Here is a 20,621-nt window from a genome sequence, read left to right as displayed (position 1 = left end):
TTCGGGACACCGTAGGGTCCTTACGCACGGGCGCTGGGCGCAACTCGTTCGGCTTGAGTGTCTGTAGCGTTTATACGCATCTCTCGCGCTTGTGGCGCGGGTCGGAGCAAACTGCCTACAAATGAAAGCGCGTCAATCCGGAGATGGCTTGTGGGCCTTCACCGGGTGACCGGAGAGCTTCGGGGGTGCAAAGCGTTTAAACACATTACTGCGTTGCACCATTTTGGTCAAGCCAAAAGCGTGATTATTTTTGCTCGACCAGAATGGTGCACCTGGATGGTGCGATGCGGATGGTTTTACCGCTGCATGCCCCAGCGTCGAACAGTCACGCGTTCGAGGGTCTGGAACACGAGGTGTTCCACGGCCAGGCCGATGAGGATGACGGCGGCGAGGCCGGCGAAGACCTTGTCGGTGAAGAGTTCGTTACGGCTCTGGAAGATATACCAGCCCAGTCCGCCCTGCCCCGAGGTGCTGCCGAACACCAGCTCGGCGGCGATCAGGGTGCGCCATGCAAAAGCCCAGCCGATCTTCAGTCCCGACAGGATCGCGGGCAGCGCGGCCGGGATCAGGATCTGCAGCACCATGCGCAAGCCGCCCAGGCCATAGTTGCGGCCGGCCATGCGCAGCGTGTCCGGCACCGAGCGAAAGCCCGCGGTGGCGCTCAGGGTCAGCGGCCACAGTACGGAATGGACCAGCACCATCAATAGGCTGCCCTTGCCCAGGCCGAACCACAGTAGCGCCAGCGGCAGCAGTGCGATCGCCGGCAGCGGGTTGAACATCGAGGCCAGGGTATCGATCAGCTCGCGCCCGACCTTGCTCGACACCGCGAGCCAGGTCAGCAGGAAGGCGCCGACCACGCCGAGGGTGAAGCCCTGGGTCAGCACCTGCAGCGAGACGCTCACATAGCCCCACAGTTCGCCCGAGGCCAGGCCGTCGGCGAAGGCTTTACCCGTCTGGATGGCGCCGGGCAGCAACAGGTCGTTGTCGAACCAGCGCGCCAGGGCTTCCCAGATCAGGGCGATGACCAGCAGCATGCCGATTTTGCGCAGCCAGCCGAGGTCCGGCAGCGAAAATTTTACCGATTGGTCAAAAACCGGCGTGGCGGCAGCCGGCAAAGCTTCGAGAACGTACTCGGGACGGATCGGAGGTGTGACCATGATTCAAGACGTATTAATTAGCGTGGACTGTAGGATGGACGGCTTCGCCGTCCGCGCGTTCAACCGGCTCCTGCGCACCGAATAACAAACCATGAATCCGCTGCGTCGCCGCCTGAAATTCGCGGCTGCCCGCGCTGGCCAAACTGAACTGATGACTGTTCAATTCCGCCCTCACCCGCCCCGGGTGCGGCGACAGCAGCAGGATGCGATTGCCCACCACCAGCGCCTCTTCGATCGAGTGCGTTACGAACAGCATCGTAAAACCGATCTCGTCCCACAGCGCCTGCAGCTCTTCCTGCATGGTCCGGCGCGTGAGCGCATCGAGCGCCGCAAAAGGCTCGTCCATCAGCAGGATGGCCGGCTGCATCGCCAGCGCCCGCGCGATCGCCACGCGCGCCTTCATCCCGCCCGACAGCGTGTGCGGGTAGGCATCGGCAAAGCGCGCCAGCCCGACCTTGCCGAGCCAGTGACGCGCGCGCTGGTCGGCTTCCTTGCGCTTGACGCCATTGGCAAGCATCGGGAACATCACGTTCTCGCGCACCGTCTTCCAGGGCGGCAGCTGGTCGAACTCCTGGAACACCACGACCCGGTCCGGCCCCGGCCGCGTAATCGCCTTGCCCGCCAGGGTCAGGCTGCCCGCCTGCGGCGCGATGAAGCCGCCCACCGCCTTCAGCAGGGTCGACTTGCCGCAGCCCGAAGGCCCCAACAGCACGAAACGATCGCCCCGGTGGACGTCGAAGCTGACATTTTCGGTGGCGCGCACGATGCCGCGCTCGCCCCGGTATGCGAGCGTGACGTGCTCGGCGCGCAGCAAGGGCTCGGGCGGCGGGACCAGGTTCAGTGGACTCATGTCAGCTCCCCTTATCCAGCGCGGGGTGCACGAAGAAATAGTCGCGCCAGCTCGCCGGCCTGGTCTTGATGGCGCCCACCTCGTGCAAAAATTGGGCAAGGCCGAGCGTATTCTGCGGCGCCACCTTGAACTGCACCTGCGGATTCCTGATCACCTTGAGCAGCAGGGCCCGGTCGATGTTGCCCTTGTTGACGCGCAGGTAGGCGTCGGCCGCCGCTTCCGGGTTGGCGGAAGCCAGCTGCGCCGCCTCCACCAGCGCATCGATGAAGGCGCGGTAGGTCTTCGGGTTCTCCTTGACGTACTTCTCGGTGGCATACAGTACGGTGGCCGAGCTCGGCCCGCCGAGCACGTCATAGGAATTCAGCACGATGTGCGCCTGCGGATTGCCGGCCAGTTCCTGGTCCTGGAAGGGCGGATTGGCGAAGTGGGCGTTCAGTTCCGTCTTGCCGGCAATGATGGCGGCCGCGGCATCCGGGTGCGGCACGGTCTGGGTGATCGGGTCGAGCTTCTTGAATTCCGCCTTGCCCCACTGCTTGGCGGCGGCCATCTGCAGGATGCGCGCCTGCACCGACACGGTGACGGCCGGCAGCGCGATCCGGTCCTTCTGGCTGAAGTCGGCGATGGTCTTCACCGCCGGGTTGGTGCTGACCAGGTAATACGGGAAGTTGCCGAGCGAGGCGACGGCGCGCACGTTCTGGCGTCCGCTGGTGCGGTCCCAGATGGTAAACAGCGGCCCGAGACCGGCGCCGGCCACGTCGATCGAGCCGGAGAGCAGCGCATCGTTGACGGCTGATCCGCCCGACAGCTTGACCCAATCGACGTCGATTTCGACGCCCTGCTTCTTGCCGTGCTTCTCGATCAGCTTCTGGTCCTGGGCCACGTTCAGCAGCATGTAGACGATGCCGAACTGCTCGGCGATGCGGATCTTGCCTTCTGCCTGCGCCGTCGAGGACGCGCCCAGGGCCAGCGCCGCGGCCGCGGCCACGAGTTTCATCTTCAGTAACATGGTTTTCCTTGGTTCAGAACGGGACATCGCCCTCGATGGTGGTGCGGTACAGCTTGCGGCGCTGGTCTTGCGGGAAAGGCGTGGCCAGGTGCATCACGGAGCGGTTGTCCCAGAACACCATGTCCTTGGGTTTCCACTGGTGGCGGTAGACGAATTCCGGCCGGGTGCTGTGCTCGAACAGCCCACCCAGCAGCTCGCGGCTGCGCGCTTCCGGGATATCGAGGATGCGGGTGGTGAAATGCTCGCTGACGAACAGGGCGCGGCGCGCCGTCTCCGGATGGGTGCGCACGACCGGGTGCACGGCCGGCACCACTTCATCGATCTGCTCCTGGGTCAGCTTCGGGCGCCACGGGTTGCGCTGACGCAGCTCCTCGTACTTGGCCAGGTAGCTGTGCTCGGCGCGCAGGCCGGCGATCTCGCGCTTGAGCTTGCCCGGCAGCGCGTCGTAGGCGGCGTGCTGGTTGGCGAACAGGGTGTCGCCGCCCTCCGAGGGCAGCTCCTGCGCATGCAGCAACGAGCCCAGGCTCGGCACTTCCTTGTACGACAGGTCCGAGTGCCAGAGATGGCCGGCGTCGCCCAGGCCGATCGGCTGGCCGTTCTCGCGGATATTGGAGATCACCAGCACTTCGGGATGCCCGGCCAGCTGGAACTGGCGCAGCACGTGGATCTGCAGGCGGCCGAAGCGGCGGCTGAACTCCACCTGCTGCTGCGGGGTGAAGCTCTGGTCGCGGAACACCAGCACGTGGTGCTCCAGGTGGGCGCGATGCAGGCGGTCGAAGTCGTCGATGCTGAGCGGGCGGGCAAGGTCGAGGCCGAGCACTTCCGCGCCGAGCGGCTGGTTGACGAAGGGGCGGATGTCGAAATCCTGGCGGGTCGAGTCGAGCGGCATGGTGAACCAGTCATGTTGAGTGAACCTGATTCCAGAATAGCCACGCACGACAAGCCCAACAACGAATCATTTCGACTAACTTCATGCAGTTTTTGTCATCGAGGATGCCTGCACAATAAGTGGGCACTGCGCGATTTCGATGCGTTGAACATGGTTTTTTGCTAGGATTCGATAGTTTTCCTCACGGCATTCGCACCAAACGCCCTTTCAAGCACGCATGGCCACAGACAAAGAACTCAACGACTTCCTCGAGAATGTCGAACGGCGTGCGTTCAAGCAGGCGGTATATGCGGTTCGCAAGGACGAATCGGCGCTCGACATCGTGCAGGATGCGATGATCAAGCTGGCCGAGAAATACGGCGACAAGCCGGCCGCCGAGCTGCCGATGCTGTTCCAGCGCATCCTGCAGACGACCATCCTTGATTACTTCCGCCGCGAAAAGGTCAGGAACACCTGGGTCAGCCTATTCTCCGGCTTCAGCCGGCAGGATGGGGACGATGAAGAATTTGATATACTTTCTTCCTATGAAGCGGAGGAAGGAACGGCCGCTGCGGAGTCGAGCGCCGACCAGTATGAGCGCACACAAACGCTGCGCATCATCGAAGAAGCGGTAGAAAAGCTCCCACCGCGTCAACGGGAAGCCTTCCTCATGCGTTACTGGCAGGACATGGACGTGGCAGAGACGGCCGAAGCGATGGGTTGCTCCGAGGGAAGCGTCAAGACGCACTGCTCGCGCGCCACCCACGCCCTCGCCGAGGCGCTCAAGGCCAAGGGAATCAAGCTATGAACACGGACGACATCAACCTCGCGTACAAGATACGCCATGCCCTGAACGAGAACCTCGACGCGCTGCCGGCCTCGACGACCGACCGGCTGGCCGCCGCGCGTGCGCGCGCCTTGTCGCGCAAGAAGGCCGACGCGACGCGCCAGGTTCAGGCCGCCCCGCGTCCGCTGTTCGACCTCAAGGGCCTGTTTACCGGCCCGGCACTGGCGCGCTTTGCCGTCGCGGCGCCGATGCTGGCGCTGGTCATCGGCATGGGCGGCGTCTACCAGTACGAGCAGCAGGAGCGCCTGGCCGCCATGGCCGAGGTCGACGCCGCCGTGCTCGCCGACGAGCTGCCGCTGACCGCCTACCTCGACCAGGGTTTCAACGCCTACGTGGAGTCGCAACAGCGCCAGCAATGACGAAAACCGCGCCGAAGCCCCGCATCGCCGTTGTTGCAACTGCGGCAGCGGTCTTGATTGCCGGGGCCGCGACCTGGGCGGTCTACAACAAATCCGAATCGACCGCGCCGGCCGCGCGCGGCGCAGGCAATCCCCCGACGGTCGCAGCCGGCGCCAAGCCGCCCGCCAAGACCCTCGACAAACCGCTCTGGCGCGAACTGACGCGCAGCCAACGCACCGCGCTCCAGCCCCTGCAGCCCGAATGGGACGCCATGGACGGCATCCGCAAGCGCCGCTGGCTCGAACTGTCGGCCCGTTTCGCCTCGATGAGCCCGGACGAGCAGGGACGCGTGCACGAGCGCATGCGCCAGTGGATGCGCCTGACCCCGGCCCAGCGCAACCTGGCGCGCGAAAACTTCAGCAAGACCCGCAAGCTCGACCCCGGCAAGAAGGCGGCGACCTGGGAAAGCTACAAGCAGCTGTCCGAGGAAGAAAAGCGCCGGCTGGCGCGCTCGGGCAACAAGCCGCAGGGTGCGCCCTCGCTGCCGCATTCGCCGATCATCGACACGCCGACCAGCTGCCCGCCGGGCGCCACGCGCCGCGGCACCTCCTGCATCATGCCGCCGACGGCGCCCGCGGTGGCAACGGGCGCCGCGACGGTGCCGGCCACCGTGACGCCGACGCCGCCGGCCGCCGCACCTGCGCAGGCGCCTGTCGCACCCTCACCCGCCGCCCCAACCGCTTCGAGTGCAAACAATGCAAGCAATGCAAGCAACATCGGCACCGCCAGCAACTAAGCCCGCGCCGGTCGCCACCCCGACCATCCTGCGCCGTGTCACCGTGATGCTGTACGAAGCGCTGCTCCTGTTCTCGGTCGAGATGCTGGCGATCGCCTTCTACATGCTGGTGACCCTGAACAGCCAGCATCCGGTGGCCAAGGAGGGCATGAAGGCCTGGCTGTTCCTGGTGACGGCCGCCTACTTCATGTGGTGCTGGATTAACACCGGCAACACGCTGGCCATGAAGACCTGGCGCATCAAGGTGGTCAAGCTGGGCCATCACAAGCTGCCCTTCGGGACGGCCGCGCTGCGCTTCCTGCTGGCCTGGGGCTGGTTCCTGCCGGCCCTGCTGGTGTGCTGGGCCTTCGGGCTGCACGGCAAGGGGCAGATCGCGATCGCCCTGCTGGTCGGGATCGCAGCCTGGGCGATGACGGCGCTGTTCGACAAGGACCGTCAGTTCCTGCATGACCGCCTCGCCGGCACGCGACTGATCTCCCTGCCCAAAACCGCACGCTAGCCTGGCTACGCTGCGAGTTCCTTGACCAGGTAGGCGCAGACCTTGTCGCCTCCCTTGATCTGCACGTTTTGCCTTGCTTCGACGACAAAGCGGCCGTCGAGGCGCAGGAATGCCGATTCGGACACTTGCACCCGCCCGGGAATGCCCGAGGACTCCATGCGGCTGGCCATGTTGACCGTCTCGCCCCACATGTCGTAGGCAAACCGGCTCTTGCCGATCACTCCCGCGATCAGGCTGCCGGCATGCACGCCGACGCGAACGCCGATCGGGATCCCGTGTCTTTCGGAGATCTGCTCGGTGATGGCCACCAGCTCGAGCCCGAACTTCACCAGCGCGATCGTACGCATCGACTCGCTCACCGGCGCGCCGCACGCAGCCATGTAGCCGTCGCCGATCGTCTTGATCTTTTCGATGCCGAGCCGCTCCGCGGCGGCGTCGAATTCGGAGAACAGGTCATTCAACAGCTGGACCAGGCGATGCGGCGCGACCCGGCTGGTCAGGTTCGTGAACCCGACAAAATCCGAGAACAGGACCGCGATCTCGGAATGCGAGTCGGCAATCGGCGTTTCGCCACGCTCGATGCGCATGGCGATGGCCGGCGGAACCAGCGTGCAGAGCAGGTTCTTGTAGCGATCCTTCTCGTTATCGAGCAGGCTGAGCGTCAGGAACTGGCGCCGCCGCAGCGATTCGAACATGCCGCAGGTCAGCGCGCCCAGCAAGAAGGCCATGACGATGTTGGAAAGGTGGGTCAGCACGAACTCGGTATAGTCCCCGGTCCCCCACTGCCACACCGCCAGGGCATAGATGGCGATGATGCCGACCCCGACGCACAAGGCCCAGCGCAGGCGCAGGCAGGTGATCGTGAACGCTGCCAGCATGATCATCACAAAGTTACCTTCGGCAATCGCGCCCGAGATGCCGTAGATGGTCGGCTCGAAGACGACGAAGATCGCCGCCGTACATGCCGAGTACAGCAACAGGAACACGCTGATGATGACCTGGATCCATTTGTGGGCGCCCGGGCGGCGCATGGCGAACAAGCTGAGCGCGCACAAGGGCATGATGAGGCCGACCCGGATGTAGGTGGCGTAAATCCCGTCTTGTGAAATTTCGGTGTCCTGCCACATGAATGCCAGAGCCATCATGGCGGACAGGATCACCCCCCACCGGCACATCGGGACCGCGTCGAGCAGGTAGGCGCGCAGGAACCTGCGCTCGAGCTCGCAATCGGCGAAACGCATCGACCATCGCGAACGGCGCGCGCCAAATCCGCGGTCCGGCAGGCTATTGGCGCCCGGACCTGGTGTGGTAGTCAGCATAAACGTGGCAAGCCAGACCGCACAGGGTCAGAATGCAATACTCATGGAAAGGTTGGCCAGCGTCGCCCGGCCGAATTCCGGAAGCAGTTCAGGGAACATGGCACGCTGTAGCGCGAAGTCGATGGACAGGTTCTTCGACGGCGTGAAGCCGATACCGACGGACCTGCCCCACGCCCCCCGCAGCTCATAGGCGACACCGGCACGCAGGTACAAGCCCGGCAACATCAGGTGTTCGGCGCCCAGCATCGCCGTACGGCTGACCATCGACGTCGCATCGTTCCGATAGCGGCCAAGCAAGTAATCGGCATAGATCGAGGATTGCGGCGCATACTCGTACGTCATGCCCAGGCGTGCCGAGGCAGCGCGGCTGCGAGCGTCAAACCGGCCGAAACAGGAACAGGCCGGGTCGAGCAGGATGGACGCCGAACGTCCGGACGAGACGTCCACGACCAGGCCGGCCAGCAGTCGTGGCGATGCCGCCCACAACACGCCGCCACGCACACTATTGCTGACGCTGTCGTCGTCGGCCACTAGCAGGCCGTCGAAGCCGGCCCTGGTGTTGAACTCAGAACGGTTGAGGTTGGCGCCGATTGCCAGCCCATTGCCGAGCTTCTTGCCCCACTGGACCTGGGCGACGTGGCCGTCGGTAAGCAGGAAGCCGCCGGACGTGCCGCCATTGTTTGTCACCCGCGCATACGACGGTTGGAACGTTCCGTACGCGCTGCTGCTGGCAGTACCTGAAACGGTCCCGATCCGCAGGCTGGTCCCATGTTCGAAGCGTACGTGGGACAACTGGGGACTGATGGCGGCCTGGACACCCGGCGGCGGCATCCAGTCCAAGGACGCTGGATTGACTCCAGACCCGTAGCGGCTAGCGGCGGATGCACCACCGAAACCGGCCACATCCCCGTAGGAAGAAAACTTCGCCAGGGCGGCTGGGAACCTCAGTGAGAAGTCGATCGAAGCCATCGAATTCTCCACATCCGCGTGCGCGGGGGCGCAGCTCATTGCCATCAACAGGGGTAAGACGAGAAACTTTGGGGGGCACTGCATTGCGTATCTTTACTGGAAGTGCGGACGTTGCCAACAGCGAGCTGCCGATTGCTGCAGCATCACTGGGGAACAGAGGGACAGAACCCACTGCGGGTCGGATGGTATTTGTCACTAATTCTATCATTTGATATGCATAATTACCCCAAGTAAATACCTTTAGCTGCTTTTTTACAACATTTTTTGCCACAGTGCATTCGAACGCGCCGAAGGCGAAAACAGCGGAATAATCGAAGCCTTCAATTCGAATTCAGCAGAAAGGCAAGCATGAAGCTATCGAACATCTGCGTCGTAATCATGGGCGCATCGAGCGGCATCGGAGCCGCGACCGCAGTCGCATTCGCGCGCGCGGGTGCGCGGCTCGTGTTGGGTGCGCGCGGGAAGGAAGGACTCGAGGATATCGCCCGGCGTTGCCGCCAAGCCGGCGGCCAGGCGGAAGCCCTGGTCGTGGATGCCACTGATGCCGACGCCGTTGCGGCGTTTGCACACAGGGCGCGGTCGATCCTGGGCCGGATCGACCTCTGGTTCAGCAACGTCGGCGCCGGCGTGGTCGGCAAGTATGCCGAGGTGCCGATGAGCGACCACCGCCGCATCATCGAGACCAACCTCCTCACCCACATGAACGACGCCCATGCCGTCATGCCGATCTTCCTCGAGCAGGACCACGGCATCTGGGTCAACATGATCTCGGCCGGCGGCTTCGTCGCCTCGCCCTACGCCGCGGCCTACGCGGCCAGTAAATATGGCCTGCGCGGCTTCAGCGAAGCCCTGCGCGCGGAGCTGGTCAAGCGACCGCACATCCGCGTCTGCGACGTGTACCCTACTTTCGTGGACACGCCGGGCATGCGCCACGCGGCCAATTACACCGGCGCCAGGCTGTCGATTCCGCCGGGCGCGCTCACGCCTGAAAAGGTCGCCGCAGCCATCGTCGACCTGGCGCGGCATCCGCGCGACTCGACCGCCGTCGGCGCACCGGCCTCCCTGTTCAGGCTAAGCAATGCAATCGCGCCCAACCTGCTCGCTGCCGGCATGAACCGCTTCCTGGATGGTTGGGCGAAGCGCGGGGAGCGCGCGCCGGATACGGTGGGAACGCTGTATGCGCCGCAGCATGGCGCCAGCGGGATCCATAGCGGGGAGCGCCGGCCGCAGCAGACGGGCAACAAGGCGCTGGCGCTCGGGGCGGCGGCGCTGGTGGCGGCGGTGGGGGTGCAGTTGTGGCGGCGTGCGGGCAAGTAATCAGGCTCACACTGAGGTACGGAATTGGATCCCGGCCTGCGCCGGGATGACGGCTCTACTGCCTCAGCACGTCATTCCGGCGAAGGCCGGAATCCAATTTTGCATGCGTACCGCTAGCGAAAAATCAGAAGCGCTCGTAGTCGAGCAGGTAGCGCCACTGCCCGGCCTGCAGGCCGGCCATCGGCACGCGTCCGATGCGGATGCGGCGCATCTCGACGATCTCCAGCCCGACCTCGCGGCACATGTGGTCGATCAAGCCCGGCCGCACGTCCTTCAGTGCGAAGCGCAGCCGGTGCTCGCTCTGCCAGCTCACCTTCATCGGGGCCAGCGGCTTGCCGTTGAAGCTCAAGCCGTGGTTCAGCAGCGCCAGTCCGCCTTCCTTGATGTTGCCGGCGACGTCGACGATGTATTCCTGCTCGATGCGCGCGGCATCGTCCACCAGCTTGCGCGCCACCCGGAAGTCCTGCGTATACACCACCAGCCCGCTCGCATCCGTCTCCAGCGGCGAGGTCAGGGTGAGCTTGTGCAGGTGTCGCTTGAGGAAGCGCGGCTGCCCGTGCCCCTGCGCCAGCGATTCCGGCAGCAGGGAGCCGAGCGCCGGCTCGCCGCGCGCGCCGACACCGGAATTCAAGCCGGCCGGCTTGTGCAGCAGGATGGTCACCGGCGGCGCTTCTTCGCTCGACGCCCCCGGCATTAGGCGCACGTCCTGCGAAGGCAGGACCCGGCTGGCGGGGTCTTCGACAACGGCGCCGTCCACCTCGATCCCGCCGCTGGCGATGTAACGCTCCGCCTCGGCGCGCGAGCAGCCGAGCTGCGCGGCGACGCGCTTGGCCAGGCGGATGCCCTCCTCGCTCATCTTGTCGCTCATTGGCTGCGCCAGTCGGCAAAGAAGGCTTGGAATACCTCGACGGTGCGCGCAACATCGGCAGCGCTCACGTCCAGGTGCGTCACCAGGCGGGTACGCGGACCGATCGAGGCGCGGATCTGCGCACGCGCCAGGTACTGGCGCAGCGGTTCGCAGGCGGCGGCCGGGATGTCGAGCCAGAAGATGTTGGTCTGCGGGGTGCCCACGTTCAGCTGTTCGATCTGCGCCAGGCCCTGCGCCAGCGCGGCGGCGTTGTCGTGGTCGTCCGCCAGGCGCTGTACGTTGTGCTCCAGCGCGTACTGCGCGGCTGCCGCCAGCACGCCGGCCTGGCGCATGCCGCCGCCCAGCATCTTGCGCCAGCGCTTGCCCTGCTCGATGAAGGCCTTCGGACCCAGCAGCACGGAGCCGACCGGCGCGCCCAGTCCTTTCGACAGGCAGACCGAGACGGTATCGAAGCCTTGCACCACCTCACGCAGGCTGATGCCCTGCTTCACCGCCGCGTTGGCGATGCGGGCGCCGTCCAGGTGGGTGGCCAGGCCACGGCAGTGCGCGAGATCGGTGGCCGCCTTGACGTATCCCTGCTGCAGCACGCGGCCGCCGATGGTGTTTTCCAGCGCCAGCAGGCGAGTACGGGCGAAGTGCATGTCGTCGGGCTTGATGCAGGCCTCGATGTCCGACAGCAGGATCGAGCCGTCCGGCTGGTTGACGATCGGCTGCGGCTGGATCGAGCCCAGCACCGCGGCGCCGCCGCCTTCGTACTTGTAGGTGTGCGCTTCCTGGCCGACCAGGTACTCGTCGCCGCGGCCGCAGTGGGTCATCAGCGCGATCAGGTTGGTCTGGGTGCCCGAGGGGGCGAACATGCCGGCCTCAAAGCCGAACAGCTCGGCCGCATACTCCTGCAGGCGGTTGACCGAGGGGTCGTCGGCGTACACGTCGTCGCCGACCTCGGCTGCCGCCATCGCGGCGCGCATCGCCTCGGACGGCTGGGTGACGGTGTCGCTGCGCAGGTCGATCCACTTCTGGTGCTTGTCGCTCATGTCGTTCTCAGTCTGCAGTTACAGGGGTATAGAAGCGTTGCTTCATTTCGTCGAGGCCCAGTTCGGCCATCACTTCCTGAAGGCGTTCGGACGGCCGGCGGCGCGGCAGGTTCTTGTAGGTGGCGACGATGAGCTCATTCTTCATCGAGTGCTCCCAGCCCACCAGCTCGGTCACGGTCACCTGGTAGCCGTGCGCTTCCAGCTGCAGGCAGCGCATGACATTGGTGATCTGGCTGCCGAACTCGCGGGTGTGGATCGGGTGGCGCCAGATCTCGGTCAGCGCGCTGCGGCCCAGGTCCTTGCCCTTGTTCTTGCGCAGCACGCTCGCGACTTCGGCCTGGCAGCACGGCACCAGCACCATGTGTTTCGCCTTCTTTTTCAGGGCGAAGTCGATGGCGTCGTCGGTGGCCGTGTTACAGGCGTGCAGTGCGGTGACGATGTCGATGGTGGGCGGCAGTTGGCTCGACGTTGTCGATTCCGCCACCGACAGCGGCAGGAAGGACATGCCCGTGAAGCCCAGGCGCTCGGCCAGCTCGGTCGATTTGCTTACCAGCTCGTCGCGGGTCTCGATGCCGTAGATGTGCGAACCGCCTTCGAGTCCCTTGAAGAACAGGTCGTACAGGATGAAGCCGAGGTAGGACTTGCCGGCGCCGTGGTCGACCAGGGAGACGCTTTGCTTCTCTTCGAGCACGCTATTCAGCAAGGGCTCGATGAAGTTGTACAGGTGGTAGACCTGCTTGAGCTTGCGGCGGCTGTCCTGGTTCAGCTTGCCGTCGCGCGTGAGGATGTGGAGTTCCTTCAGCAGCTCGACCGACTGGCCGGGGCGGACTTCCGGCGGCAGCGCCGCGGGGGTGTGGTTGGTTTGCTTAGCGTGCTTCATCGATCCATGCTGCCTGAATGGCTTCCAGTACGCGTTCCCCGCCGCGCGAACGGTCATCGTCGAAGCCTTCGAGGGCGACGACCCAGTTGTGCAGGTCGACGAAGCGCACGGTGGCGGGGTCGACCTCGGGGTACTTCTCGTACAACGCCTCGGCAATGGCCGAGACCTCAGTCCACTTCATGGCAGCCTCCGTTCAGTGGCTTTTTTCCGCGGCGTGGTTGATGGTGTACTTCGGGATCTCGACCACCAGGTCTTCCTCGGCGACGATGGCCTGGCAGGACAGGCGCGAATTCGGCTCCAGGCCCCAGGCCTTGTCGAGCATGTCTTCTTCTTTTTCTTCCTGCTCGTTCAGCGAGTCGAAGCCTTCGCGCACGATCACGTGGCAAGTGGTGCAGGCGCAGACGCGGTCGCAGGCGTGTTCGATCTCGATGTCGTTTTCCAGCAGGACGTCGCAGATCGACTTGCCGGCCGGGGATTCCAGCACGGCGCCGTCAGGGCAGAAGACTGGGTGGGGGAGGATGACGATTTGTGGCACTTGGGTTACCTCGTTAATTTTTCTATGTGACTGCCCTGCCCGTCGTTCCCGCGTAGGCGGGAACCCAATTTATGCTTGCGCTAACGCTGCGCTACGTACTTGGATTCCCGCCTGCGCGGGAATGACGGTCTTTAGGCTATAGGCCATTTATTGGCACCTGTGGTCGGCTAAGCTTTTAAACTTCGTCCAGCGACTTGCCCGCCAGGACCTTGCGCACGCTCTTGTCCATCCGGCGTGCCGCGAACTCTTCCGTGCCCTTGGCCAGCGCCTGCACCGCCGCGTGCAGCCCGTCCTGGCGCTGCCCCGCTTCGATCGACGCATCGTTCGAACGGTGGATCGCATCGCGCACGCCGTGCACCAGCCTGGCCACGTCATCCTGCTCGGTCTCGTCCAGCAGCTCGGCGTCGGCATCCAGCGCCGACTGGGTCGCCAGCAGGATGCGCTCGGCCTCGACCTGCTCTTCGCGCAGCGCGCGCATCTGCATGTCGCCCTGGGCCGAGGTGTAGGAATCCTGCAGCATGCGCGCCACTTCGTCGTCGCCCAGGCCGTAGGACGGCTTGACGGTGATGGACGCTTCCACGCCCGAGCGGGTCTCGCGCGCCGACACCGATAGCAGGCCGTCGGCGTCGACCTGGTAGGTCACGCGGATGCGCGCCGCGCCGGCCGCCATCGGCGGGATGCCGCGCAGCTCGAAGCGCGCCAGCGAACGGCAGTCGGACACCAGCTCGCGCTCGCCCTGCACCACGTGCACCGCCAGGGCCGTCTGGCCGTCCTTGAAGGTGGTGAATTCCTGGGCGCGGGCGCACGGGATGGTCGAGTTGCGCGGGATGATCTTCTCGACCAGGCCACCCATGGTCTCGATGCCGAGCGACAGCGGGGTGACGTCCAGCAGCAGCCAGTCGTCGCCCTCGGCGCGGTTACCGGCCAGCAGGTTGGCCTGGACGGCGGCGCCCAGCGCCACCACCTTGTCCGGGTCGATGTTCGCGTGCGGAATGGTGTGGAAGAACTCGCCCACCGCGCGGCGCACGTGCGGCATGCGGGTGGCGCCGCCGACCATCACGACGCCGTCGACGTCCTCGACGGAAACATCAGCGTCGCGCATGGCCTTGCGGATCGCATTCATGGTCTTGCCGACCAGGTGCCTGGTGATGTCGGCGAAGGTCTGCGCGCTGATGGTCACCTGCACGATCTCGCCCGACTTCAGGATCGCCTCGATCGTGGTTTCCTCGTTGGTCGACAGCAGTTCCTTGGCCTGGCGCGCCTTGACCATCAGGGTGGCGGTGTCCTGGTCGGACAGCGGCGCCAGCTTGGCCTGCTCGACGATCCAGCAGAACAGGCGGTGGTCGAAGTCGTCGCCGCCCAGGGCCGAGTCGCCGCCGGTGGACAGCACCTCGAACACGCCCTTGGAGAGCTTGAGGATCGAGATGTCGAAGGTGCCGCCGCCCAGGTCGTAGACGGCGTAGACGCCTTCCTTGCCGTGGTCGAGGCCATAGGCGATCGCTGCGGCGGTCGGTTCCGACAGCAGGCGCAGCACGTTGATGCCGGCCAGCTGGGCCGCGTCCTTGGTGGCCTGGCGCTGGGCGTCGTCGAAATACGCCGGCACGGTGATCACGGCGCCGACCAGCTCGTCGCCCAGCGAATCCTCGGCGCGCTGGCGCAGCGTAGCCAGGATCTGGGCCGAGGTCTCGACCGGGCTCTTCACGCCGGCGACGGTGTTGATCTGGACCATGCCGGGGGCATCGACGAAGTCGTACGGCAGGTTCTCGGCGTAGGCGATGTCCTTCAGGCCGCGGCCCATGAAACGCTTGACCGAGACGACCGTGTTCTTCGGGTCGGTGGTCTGGTGTGCCTGGGCCTTGTAGCCGATGTTGGCGTTGCCGTTCGGGAGGTAACGCACGACCGAAGGCAGCAGCGAACGGCCATCCTCGTCGCTCAGCACTTCCGGGCTGCCGCTGCGCACGGTGGCAACCAGCGAGTTGGTGGTGCCCAGGTCGATGCCGACCGCCAGGCGATGCTGGTGCGGGGCGGTGGACATGCCGGGTTCGGCGATTTGGAGTAGTGCCATGGTCGTGTTACCTGTTTGTTTTTCTGTGCTGCTATGTGGTCGGGGTCGTTTGTGCCATCGACACAAACGACCCCGACCATATGCGAAATCGATTACGCGTCTAATGCTTCGAACGCGTACTGTACCTCTTCCCCGAATTTATCGAGGAACATCATCGCGCGCACGCCCTGCGCCGCCGCCTGGTAGTCGCCGGCATCGAGCTGCTTGCCGACCTGCTCCAGCATCTGTTTGCGCTCGCGGCGCACCTGCGCATCCAGCTCGTCCAGCGCGCCCCCATCTTTCGACGAGCGCGCATCGTCGAGCGCTTCGCGCCACTCCATCTGCTGCATCAGGAAGCTTGCAGGCATCGCCGTGTTCGACTCGGTCTGCAGGTCGACGCCGTTGATCTCGCAGAGGTACTGCGCGCGCTTCTGCGGATTGCGCAGGGTCTGATAGGCCTCGTTGGCGCGCGTGGCCCACTGCATCGCGACCCGCTTCTCGGTGTCGGTGGCGTTCACGAAGCGGTCCGGGTGCACGCGGCCCTGGATTTCGCGGTAGGCCGCATCCAGGGCATCCCCGTCGACCGCGAAGGTCGCAGGGAGCTGGAACAGCTCGAAGTGGTTCTGCTTCATCCTTAGATGCGGAAGCTTTCGCCGCAGCCGCAGTTGTCCTTGACGTTCGGGTTATTGAAGCGGAAACCTTCGTTCAGGCCTTCGCGCGCGAAATCCAGCTCGGTGCCGTCGATGTACGGCAGGCTCTTCGGGTCGACGAAGACCTTGACGCCGTGCGACTCGAAGACGTTGTCGTCCGGGGTCGCATCGTCGACGTACTCGAGCTTGTAGGCCAGGCCGGAGCAGCCGGTGGTACGCACACCGAAGCGCAAGCCGATGCCCTTGCCCCGGCGCTCGAGGTAACGGTTGACGTGCTTCGCGGCTTTTTCAGTCAGGGTGATTGCCATTACGCTTGCTCCAGTCTGTCTAACTTAATTACGCCTTCTCGGCGTGCTTGCTCTTGTAGTCGGCCACGGCGGCCTTGATCGCGTCTTCCGCCAGGATCGAGCAGTGGATCTTCACCGGCGGCAGCGCCAGTTCTTCGGCGATCTGGGTGTTCTTGATCGCCAGCGCTTCGTCCAGCGACTTGCCCTTGACCCATTCGGTCACGAGCGAGCTCGAGGCGATGGCCGAACCGCAGCCATAGGTCTTGAACTTCGCGTCCTCGATCAGGCCCTGCTCGTTGACCTTGATCTGCAGCTTCATCACGTCGCCGCAGGCCGGCGCGCCGACCATGCCGGTGCCGATCGCATCGTCGCCCTTGTCGAAGGCGCCGACGTTGCGCGGGTTTTCGTAGTGGTCCAGTACTTTGTCCGAATATGCCATGGTAGTGCTCCTAGAATTCCGTAATGATTAGTGGGCTGCCCATTGGATCGAATTGAGATCGATCCCTTCCTTGAACATGTCCCACAGCGGCGACAGTTCGCGCAGTTTGCCGACCTTCGACTTCAGCAGTTCGATCGCGAAGTCGATGTCGTGCTCGGTCGTGAAGCGGCCGATGGTGAAGCGGATCGAGCTGTGCGCCAGCTCGTCGCTGCGACCCAGTGCGCGCAGCACGTAGGACGGCTCCAGCGAGGCCGAGGTGCAGGCCGAACCCGAGGACACGGCCAGGTCCTTGATCGCCATGATCAGCGATTCGCCCTCGACGTAGTTGAACGAGACGTTCAGGTTGTGCGGCACGCGGTGGTCCATGTCGCCGTTGATGTAGACCTCTTCGATCTCCAGCAGGCCCTTGGCCAGGCGGTCGCGCAGCGCCTTCACGCGCTCGAGTTCCGACGCCATCTCTTCCTTGGCGAGGCGGAAGGCTTCGCCCATGCCCACGATCTGGTGGGTCGGCAGCGTGCCCGAACGCAGGCCGCGCTCGTGGCCGCCGCCGTGCATCTGCGCTTCGAGGCGCACGCGCGGCTTGCGGCGCACGTACAGGGCGCCGACGCCCTTCGGGCCGTAGGTCTTGTGCGCGGTGAAGGTCATCAGATCGCACTTGGTCTTGTTCAGGTCGATCTCGACCTTGCCCGTCGCCTGCGCGGCGTCGCAGTGGAAGATGATGCCCTTCGAGCGGCACAGTTCGCCGATCTCGTCGATCGGCTGGATCACGCCGATCTCGTTATTCACCAGCATGACCGAAACCAGGATGGTATCCGGACGGATCGCCGCTTCCAGTTGGGCGACGGTGATCAGGCCGTTATCCTGCGGCTCGAGGTAGGTCGCCTCGAAACCCTGGCGCTCCAGTTCGCGCACGGTGTCCAGCACCGCCTTGTGCTCGGTCTTGACCGTGATGATGTGCTTGCCCTTGGTCTTGTAGAAGTGGGCGGCACCCTTCAGGGCCAGGTTGTTCGATTCGGTCGCGCCCGAGGTCCAGATGATCTCGCGCGGGTCGGCGCCGACCAGGGCCGCCACGTTGGCGCGTGCCTCCTCGACCGCCGCTTCGGCGCTCCAGCCGTACATGTGGCTGCGCGATGCGGGGTTGCCGAACTGCTCGCGCAGGTAGGGGATCATCTTGTCGGCCACGCGCGGATCGATCGGAGTGGTCGCCGAGTAATCCATGTAGATCGGGAAATGCGGCGCAGTCACGAAGCTCTGCTCGGTTTTTTTGTCCAAAGGCGCGTTCATCAGTTCACTCCGGTTTCAACTCAGTTTTGTACGGCGGCGCTAGCGGGGACACGGTGCACCACCACGACGTTTTGTTCTTTCTGCTTCTGCTGGTCGACCAGGTCTTGCAGCGAGACCGAATCGAGATAGTCGACCATCTTGGCGTTCAGCGTGGTCCACAGTTCATGGGTCATGCAACGGGTGCCGGAAGCAGCGTCGGCGCCGTGACAATTTTCTTTGCCGCCACACTGGGTGGCATCGAGCGGCTCGTCGACCGCGATGATGATGTCGGCCACCGTCACCTTGTCGGCGGTTCTGGCCAGGCTGTAGCCGCCGCCCGGGCCGCGGATCGACTCGACGATCTGGTGGCGGCGCAGCTTGCCGAACAGTTGTTCCAGGTACGACAGCGAAATGGCCTGGCGCTGGCTGATGCCCGACAGCGTGACCGGACCATTGCCCTGGCGCAGGGCGAGGTCGATCATCGCGGTAACAGCAAAACGGCCTTTGGTGGTCAGACGCATCGGAACCCCGGTTAGTGTAAAATATTGCCTCTTTTCAACCCATCGGTGCAGCGCAACAATCAAATCTGTTGAGAGAGCCTGCCGAATACGCCGATTAGTTGATCGATTTAGTCAAGTATAGCAAATCCTGACTGGCTTGTCTTGGAGGCCCCCAAAACCTCCATCGGCCTTTCCTCCTCCCGGCCGTTATCGCAAACGCAGCAATTCCATCGGCCCGAACAGCGCCTGCATCCCCCCGTGCTGGATGAAAGACAGGTTGTACGGATGCTCGGCATGGATCTGCGGCAGGCGCGCCGCTTCCGGCAGCTTTTTCAACTGCTCGGCGATCTTTCCCCACAGAACCAGCGTCGGCGGCTGAGGCTGGCTTGCCAGGGCGGCAAGCACGGTCTGCAGGAAAGGCTGCCAGGCGCGTGCATCGATGGCCGGCGCGACGTGCTTGCGAAATACCAGGGCCGCGTTCAGCAGCAGGAAGCCCTGTCCGATCAGGTTGTCCTGCAACTGGGCCAGGGTCTGGATGGAGCCGTTCGTACGGGCAGCCTGGGCCACCGGCACCATCGCGCTGCCGCCGGTGTCGCCCGCATCGAGTTGACCATTTGCCACCAGCAGCATCTTCATGAAGTTGCGCAGCGAGGTAGCGCGGTTGACCGGTTTCGACAGGCCGGTTTCCGACCACAGTTCACCCACGGCGCCATCCATGAAGCAGACCCCGGTCGCGCTCTCGGCGCGTGGGTAGGGCCCCTCCCCCACCAGCACATGCGTCACTTTGTCCAGCGGCTGGGCGAAGGCGGCGAAGATACGGCCTTCCGTCGGGAGGTAGTCCTCGACCGCCAGCGCCGGCAAATAGCTTGGGTCGGCGGCGGCGACCGCCTGCAGGCCGGCCTCGAGGATGGGGCGCCAGGAGGCGTCGGCACGGTCGAGGGCGGCGATGATTGGGGCGGGAATTGGATGGTTGGACATGACGAAATCGCAAGGCACAAGGAGGCGGGATTGTAGCCCAGGGCTTGGCGCATTCCCAGCGTCAATCTAGCGTCCGCCTTTGGCATTTCAAGGCATGATTTTCAGCCTTCCACTCACTCAAGCATGAGGAGCCATGCAAACGATCCGTGAAGTGATGAGGCCCGATGTGCAGACGATCTCCGCGCAGGAAACCGTGCAGCGCGCGGCGCAGATGATGGACGAGCTCGACGTCGGCGCGACCAAGTCGGCCGGGGTGGTGGAGGGGGCGCTGGATGAGATTTCGTCGCCGTCGGAGCCGGATCGGTCGGAGACGCGGCATTGACACATGTTCGTAGGGTGGGCGGCTCCACCCCGCAGCGCGATCAGTCCGGTGCGTCAATGCCGCCCACGCGTCCAGATCACGGTGATGCTGCCGGCGCGGCTAGTCAAGCGCTGGTTGAACGCGTGGGCGGCGCCAGCGGTAGGTTTTCTCACCTGCCCGGGTAGAGCCGCCCGCCCTACGGATACATCAGCTCGAGCGCAGCCAGCTCACTCCGCGTCCGGCTGCTGCGACGGATGCGCCGCCTTGAACGCCGGCAAATCCACACACAGCGCATTGATGCGCGCAATGGTTGGATACGCATCCACGTCGATATCGAAGCGCTGCGCATTGAACACCTGCGGCACCAGGAAGCAGTCGGCGATGGTCGGCGTGTCGCCGTGGCAGAAGCGGCCCGTGCCCAGGTTGCGCGCCAGGTGCGCTTCCAGCGAGCGCAGCCCCTCGATCACCCAGTGGCGGTACCAGTCGGTCTTCGCTTCCTCCGACAGCCCCAGGTGCTTCACCAGGTACTTCAGCACGCGCAGGTTGTTCACCGGGTGGATGTCGCAGGCGATGATCTGCGCCATCTCGCGCACGCGGGCACGGCCGACCGCGTCCTTCGGCAAGAGCGGCACCATCGGGTGCAGCTCGTCCAGGTACTCGATGATGGCCATCGACTGCGTCAGCGTCATGCGGTCGTCCTGCAGGGCCGGCACCAGCCCGCTCGGATTGATGGTCAGGTAGTTGTCCATCAGGTGCTGCCCGCCCTCGCGCAGCAGGTGCACCGGCACCGCCTCGTAGTCCAGCCCCTTCAGGTTGAGCGCGATGCGCACCCGGTACGCGGCCGAGCTGCGAAAATAGGTGTAGAGCTTCATGCG

25 protein-coding genes are annotated in these 20,621 nt (G+C 64.7%); 6 read left to right on the top strand and 19 right to left on the bottom strand.

What is annotated here, in order from left to right; genetic code table 11:
• Positions 1-296 precede the first annotated feature (296 nt).
• From YWC_RS0124150 to YWC_RS0124135, 4 genes are read right to left on the bottom strand one after another with little or no spacing between them, the layout of a single operon-like run.
• Positions 297-1,157, bottom strand: coding sequence for an ABC transporter permease (locus YWC_RS0124150; RefSeq protein ID WP_027867683.1), 861 nt, complete (start codon positions 1,155-1,157; stop codon positions 297-299).
• Between the two features lie 13 nt (positions 1,158-1,170).
• Positions 1,171-2,007 (bottom strand): ABC transporter ATP-binding protein, encoded by an 837-nt coding sequence (locus tag YWC_RS30680; RefSeq protein ID WP_036215823.1) that lies wholly within the window; start codon positions 2,005-2,007, stop codon positions 1,171-1,173.
• 1 nt (position 2,008) lies between these two features.
• Complete coding sequence (locus YWC_RS0124140; RefSeq protein WP_027867682.1) at positions 2,009-3,013, bottom strand: ABC transporter substrate-binding protein; 1,005 nt, start codon at positions 3,011-3,013, stop codon at positions 2,009-2,011.
• 13 nt (positions 3,014-3,026) lie between these two features.
• Positions 3,027-3,902 (bottom strand): TauD/TfdA dioxygenase family protein, encoded by an 876-nt coding sequence (locus tag YWC_RS0124135; RefSeq protein ID WP_027867681.1) that lies wholly within the window; start codon positions 3,900-3,902, stop codon positions 3,027-3,029.
• 217 nt (positions 3,903-4,119) lie between these two features.
• Between YWC_RS0124135 and YWC_RS0124130 the strand changes: the two genes are divergently transcribed.
• From YWC_RS0124130 to YWC_RS0124115, 4 genes are read left to right on the top strand one after another with little or no spacing between them, the layout of a single operon-like run.
• Complete coding sequence (locus YWC_RS0124130; RefSeq protein ID WP_027867680.1) at positions 4,120-4,689, top strand: RNA polymerase sigma factor; 570 nt, start codon at positions 4,120-4,122, stop codon at positions 4,687-4,689.
• A complete protein-coding gene (locus YWC_RS0124125; protein WP_027867679.1) occupies positions 4,686-5,087 on the top strand; it encodes a DUF3619 family protein in 402 nt (133 codons plus the stop codon). Before YWC_RS0124130 ends, YWC_RS0124125 begins: the two co-directional genes overlap by 4 nt.
• Entirely contained in the window at positions 5,084-5,863 is a 780-nt protein-coding gene (locus YWC_RS30675; RefSeq protein WP_051306723.1) for a DUF3106 domain-containing protein, read from the top strand. Before YWC_RS0124125 ends, YWC_RS30675 begins: the two co-directional genes overlap by 4 nt.
• Positions 5,832-6,362, top strand: a complete 531-nt coding sequence (locus YWC_RS0124115; RefSeq protein ID WP_036215820.1) for an RDD family protein — start codon at positions 5,832-5,834, stop codon at positions 6,360-6,362. The genes YWC_RS30675 and YWC_RS0124115 overlap by 32 nt, the downstream gene beginning before the upstream one ends.
• A gap of 5 nt (positions 6,363-6,367) precedes the next feature.
• Here the strand turns inward: YWC_RS0124115 and YWC_RS31800 are convergent, their stop codons facing one another.
• Positions 6,368-7,603, bottom strand: a complete 1,236-nt coding sequence (locus YWC_RS31800; protein ID WP_051306722.1) for an adenylate/guanylate cyclase domain-containing protein — start codon at positions 7,601-7,603, stop codon at positions 6,368-6,370.
• Positions 7,604-7,708: 105 nt separating this feature from the next.
• The gene (locus YWC_RS0124105) at positions 7,709-8,650 is read right to left on the bottom strand and encodes a hypothetical protein (RefSeq protein ID WP_156923870.1); all 942 of its coding nucleotides are present in this window, start codon (positions 8,648-8,650) and stop codon (positions 7,709-7,711) included.
• Positions 8,651-8,998: 348 nt separating this feature from the next.
• Between YWC_RS0124105 and YWC_RS0124100 the strand changes: the two genes are divergently transcribed.
• Positions 8,999-9,967: an SDR family oxidoreductase gene (locus tag YWC_RS0124100; RefSeq protein ID WP_027867676.1), complete on the top strand. Its 969-nt coding sequence runs from the start codon at positions 8,999-9,001 to the stop codon at positions 9,965-9,967.
• 124 nt (positions 9,968-10,091) lie between these two features.
• Here YWC_RS0124100 and YWC_RS0124095 read toward each other — a convergent pair whose 3' ends face one another.
• From YWC_RS0124095 to YWC_RS0124040, 12 genes are all read right to left on the bottom strand, one after another.
• Entirely contained in the window at positions 10,092-10,835 is a 744-nt protein-coding gene (locus YWC_RS0124095) for an rRNA pseudouridine synthase (protein WP_027867675.1), read from the bottom strand.
• Positions 10,832-11,869, bottom strand: a complete 1,038-nt coding sequence (ltaE, locus tag YWC_RS0124090; RefSeq protein WP_027867674.1) for a low-specificity L-threonine aldolase — start codon at positions 11,867-11,869, stop codon at positions 10,832-10,834. The genes YWC_RS0124095 and ltaE overlap by 4 nt, the downstream gene beginning before the upstream one ends.
• Positions 11,870-11,876: 7 nt before the next feature.
• Positions 11,877-12,749, bottom strand: a complete 873-nt coding sequence (locus YWC_RS0124085) for a class I SAM-dependent methyltransferase (RefSeq protein ID WP_027867673.1) — start codon at positions 12,747-12,749, stop codon at positions 11,877-11,879.
• Complete coding sequence (iscX, locus tag YWC_RS0124080; protein ID WP_027867672.1) at positions 12,736-12,930, bottom strand: Fe-S cluster assembly protein IscX; 195 nt, start codon at positions 12,928-12,930, stop codon at positions 12,736-12,738. The genes YWC_RS0124085 and iscX overlap by 14 nt, the downstream gene beginning before the upstream one ends.
• Before the next feature lie 12 nt (positions 12,931-12,942).
• Positions 12,943-13,284, bottom strand: a complete 342-nt coding sequence (gene fdx, locus YWC_RS0124075; protein WP_027867671.1) for an ISC system 2Fe-2S type ferredoxin — start codon at positions 13,282-13,284, stop codon at positions 12,943-12,945.
• A gap of 175 nt (positions 13,285-13,459) precedes the next feature.
• Positions 13,460-15,349 (bottom strand): Fe-S protein assembly chaperone HscA, encoded by a 1,890-nt coding sequence (gene hscA / locus YWC_RS0124070; RefSeq protein ID WP_027867670.1) that lies wholly within the window; start codon positions 15,347-15,349, stop codon positions 13,460-13,462.
• Between the two features lie 92 nt (positions 15,350-15,441).
• On the bottom strand, positions 15,442-15,960 hold the full coding sequence (gene hscB, locus YWC_RS0124065; RefSeq protein WP_036215815.1) for a Fe-S protein assembly co-chaperone HscB: 519 nt from the start codon (positions 15,958-15,960) through the stop codon (positions 15,442-15,444).
• Between the two features lie 2 nt (positions 15,961-15,962).
• Positions 15,963-16,286, bottom strand: a complete 324-nt coding sequence (iscA, locus tag YWC_RS0124060; protein ID WP_027867668.1) for an iron-sulfur cluster assembly protein IscA — start codon at positions 16,284-16,286, stop codon at positions 15,963-15,965.
• 28 nt (positions 16,287-16,314) lie between these two features.
• Positions 16,315-16,704 (bottom strand): Fe-S cluster assembly scaffold IscU, encoded by a 390-nt coding sequence (gene iscU, locus YWC_RS0124055; protein WP_027867667.1) that lies wholly within the window; start codon positions 16,702-16,704, stop codon positions 16,315-16,317.
• Positions 16,705-16,731: 27 nt separating this feature from the next.
• On the bottom strand, positions 16,732-17,988 hold the full coding sequence (locus tag YWC_RS0124050; RefSeq protein WP_027867666.1) for an IscS subfamily cysteine desulfurase: 1,257 nt from the start codon (positions 17,986-17,988) through the stop codon (positions 16,732-16,734).
• Positions 17,989-18,008: 20 nt separating this feature from the next.
• Positions 18,009-18,488 (bottom strand): Fe-S cluster assembly transcriptional regulator IscR, encoded by a 480-nt coding sequence (iscR, locus tag YWC_RS0124045; RefSeq protein ID WP_027867665.1) that lies wholly within the window; start codon positions 18,486-18,488, stop codon positions 18,009-18,011.
• A 186-nt stretch (positions 18,489-18,674) separates the two neighbouring features.
• Entirely contained in the window at positions 18,675-19,445 is a 771-nt protein-coding gene (locus YWC_RS0124040; RefSeq protein ID WP_027867664.1) for a uracil-DNA glycosylase family protein, read from the bottom strand.
• A 133-nt stretch (positions 19,446-19,578) separates the two neighbouring features.
• Between YWC_RS0124040 and YWC_RS0124035 the strand changes: the two genes are divergently transcribed.
• A complete protein-coding gene (locus YWC_RS0124035) occupies positions 19,579-19,767 on the top strand; it encodes a CBS domain-containing protein (RefSeq protein WP_027867663.1) in 189 nt (62 codons plus the stop codon).
• Positions 19,768-19,973: 206 nt separating this feature from the next.
• Here YWC_RS0124035 and maiA read toward each other — a convergent pair whose 3' ends face one another.
• Positions 19,974-20,618: a maleylacetoacetate isomerase gene (gene maiA, locus YWC_RS0124030; protein ID WP_027867662.1), complete on the bottom strand. Its 645-nt coding sequence runs from the start codon at positions 20,616-20,618 to the stop codon at positions 19,974-19,976.
• Positions 20,619-20,621: the final 3 nt, after the last annotated feature.

It is taken from the genome of Massilia alkalitolerans DSM 17462, assembly GCF_000427785.1.
Lineage (GTDB): Bacteria > Pseudomonadota > Gammaproteobacteria > Burkholderiales > Burkholderiaceae_D > Telluria > Telluria alkalitolerans.
The sequence above is the reverse complement of the archived record's forward strand: the minus strand, read 5'-3'. Positions and strand labels throughout refer to the sequence as shown.

What these genes read in the sequence shown, in the direction of transcription:
- ltaE (WP_027867674.1), bottom strand. Translation starts at nt 11,869, where the DNA reads ATGAGCGACAAGCACCAGAAGTGGATCGACCTGCGCAGCGACACCGTC.
- iscX (WP_027867672.1), bottom strand. Translation starts at nt 12,930, where the DNA reads ATGAAGTGGACTGAGGTCTCGGCCATTGCCGAGGCGTTGTACGAGAAG.
- YWC_RS0124105 (WP_156923870.1), bottom strand. Translation starts at nt 8,650, where the DNA reads ATGGCTTCGATCGACTTCTCACTGAGGTTCCCAGCCGCCCTGGCGAAG.
- YWC_RS0124140 (WP_027867682.1), bottom strand. Translation starts at nt 3,013, where the DNA reads ATGTTACTGAAGATGAAACTCGTGGCCGCGGCCGCGGCGCTGGCCCTG.
- YWC_RS0124050 (WP_027867666.1), bottom strand. Translation starts at nt 17,988, where the DNA reads ATGAACGCGCCTTTGGACAAAAAAACCGAGCAGAGCTTCGTGACTGCG.
- YWC_RS0124150 (WP_027867683.1), bottom strand. Translation starts at nt 1,157, where the DNA reads ATGGTCACACCTCCGATCCGTCCCGAGTACGTTCTCGAAGCTTTGCCG.
- YWC_RS30675 (WP_051306723.1), top strand. Translation starts at nt 5,084, where the DNA reads ATGACGAAAACCGCGCCGAAGCCCCGCATCGCCGTTGTTGCAACTGCG.
- YWC_RS0124130 (WP_027867680.1), top strand. Translation starts at nt 4,120, where the DNA reads ATGGCCACAGACAAAGAACTCAACGACTTCCTCGAGAATGTCGAACGG.
- iscU (WP_027867667.1), bottom strand. Translation starts at nt 16,704, where the DNA reads ATGGCATATTCGGACAAAGTACTGGACCACTACGAAAACCCGCGCAAC.
- YWC_RS30680 (WP_036215823.1), bottom strand. Translation starts at nt 2,007, where the DNA reads ATGAGTCCACTGAACCTGGTCCCGCCGCCCGAGCCCTTGCTGCGCGCC.
- YWC_RS0124095 (WP_027867675.1), bottom strand. Translation starts at nt 10,835, where the DNA reads ATGAGCGACAAGATGAGCGAGGAGGGCATCCGCCTGGCCAAGCGCGTC.
- iscA (WP_027867668.1), bottom strand. Translation starts at nt 16,286, where the DNA reads ATGGCAATCACCCTGACTGAAAAAGCCGCGAAGCACGTCAACCGTTAC.
- iscR (WP_027867665.1), bottom strand. Translation starts at nt 18,488, where the DNA reads ATGCGTCTGACCACCAAAGGCCGTTTTGCTGTTACCGCGATGATCGAC.
- YWC_RS0124040 (WP_027867664.1), bottom strand. Translation starts at nt 19,445, where the DNA reads ATGTCCAACCATCCAATTCCCGCCCCAATCATCGCCGCCCTCGACCGT.
- hscB (WP_036215815.1), bottom strand. Translation starts at nt 15,960, where the DNA reads ATGAAGCAGAACCACTTCGAGCTGTTCCAGCTCCCTGCGACCTTCGCG.
- maiA (WP_027867662.1), bottom strand. Translation starts at nt 20,618, where the DNA reads ATGAAGCTCTACACCTATTTTCGCAGCTCGGCCGCGTACCGGGTGCGC.
- YWC_RS0124035 (WP_027867663.1), top strand. Translation starts at nt 19,579, where the DNA reads ATGCAAACGATCCGTGAAGTGATGAGGCCCGATGTGCAGACGATCTCC.
- YWC_RS0124115 (WP_036215820.1), top strand. Translation starts at nt 5,832, where the DNA reads ATGCAAGCAACATCGGCACCGCCAGCAACTAAGCCCGCGCCGGTCGCC.
- hscA (WP_027867670.1), bottom strand. Translation starts at nt 15,349, where the DNA reads ATGGCACTACTCCAAATCGCCGAACCCGGCATGTCCACCGCCCCGCAC.
- YWC_RS0124125 (WP_027867679.1), top strand. Translation starts at nt 4,686, where the DNA reads ATGAACACGGACGACATCAACCTCGCGTACAAGATACGCCATGCCCTG.
- YWC_RS0124085 (WP_027867673.1), bottom strand. Translation starts at nt 12,749, where the DNA reads ATGAAGCACGCTAAGCAAACCAACCACACCCCCGCGGCGCTGCCGCCG.
- YWC_RS31800 (WP_051306722.1), bottom strand. Translation starts at nt 7,603, where the DNA reads ATGCGTTTCGCCGATTGCGAGCTCGAGCGCAGGTTCCTGCGCGCCTAC.
- YWC_RS0124100 (WP_027867676.1), top strand. Translation starts at nt 8,999, where the DNA reads ATGAAGCTATCGAACATCTGCGTCGTAATCATGGGCGCATCGAGCGGC.
- YWC_RS0124135 (WP_027867681.1), bottom strand. Translation starts at nt 3,902, where the DNA reads ATGCCGCTCGACTCGACCCGCCAGGATTTCGACATCCGCCCCTTCGTC.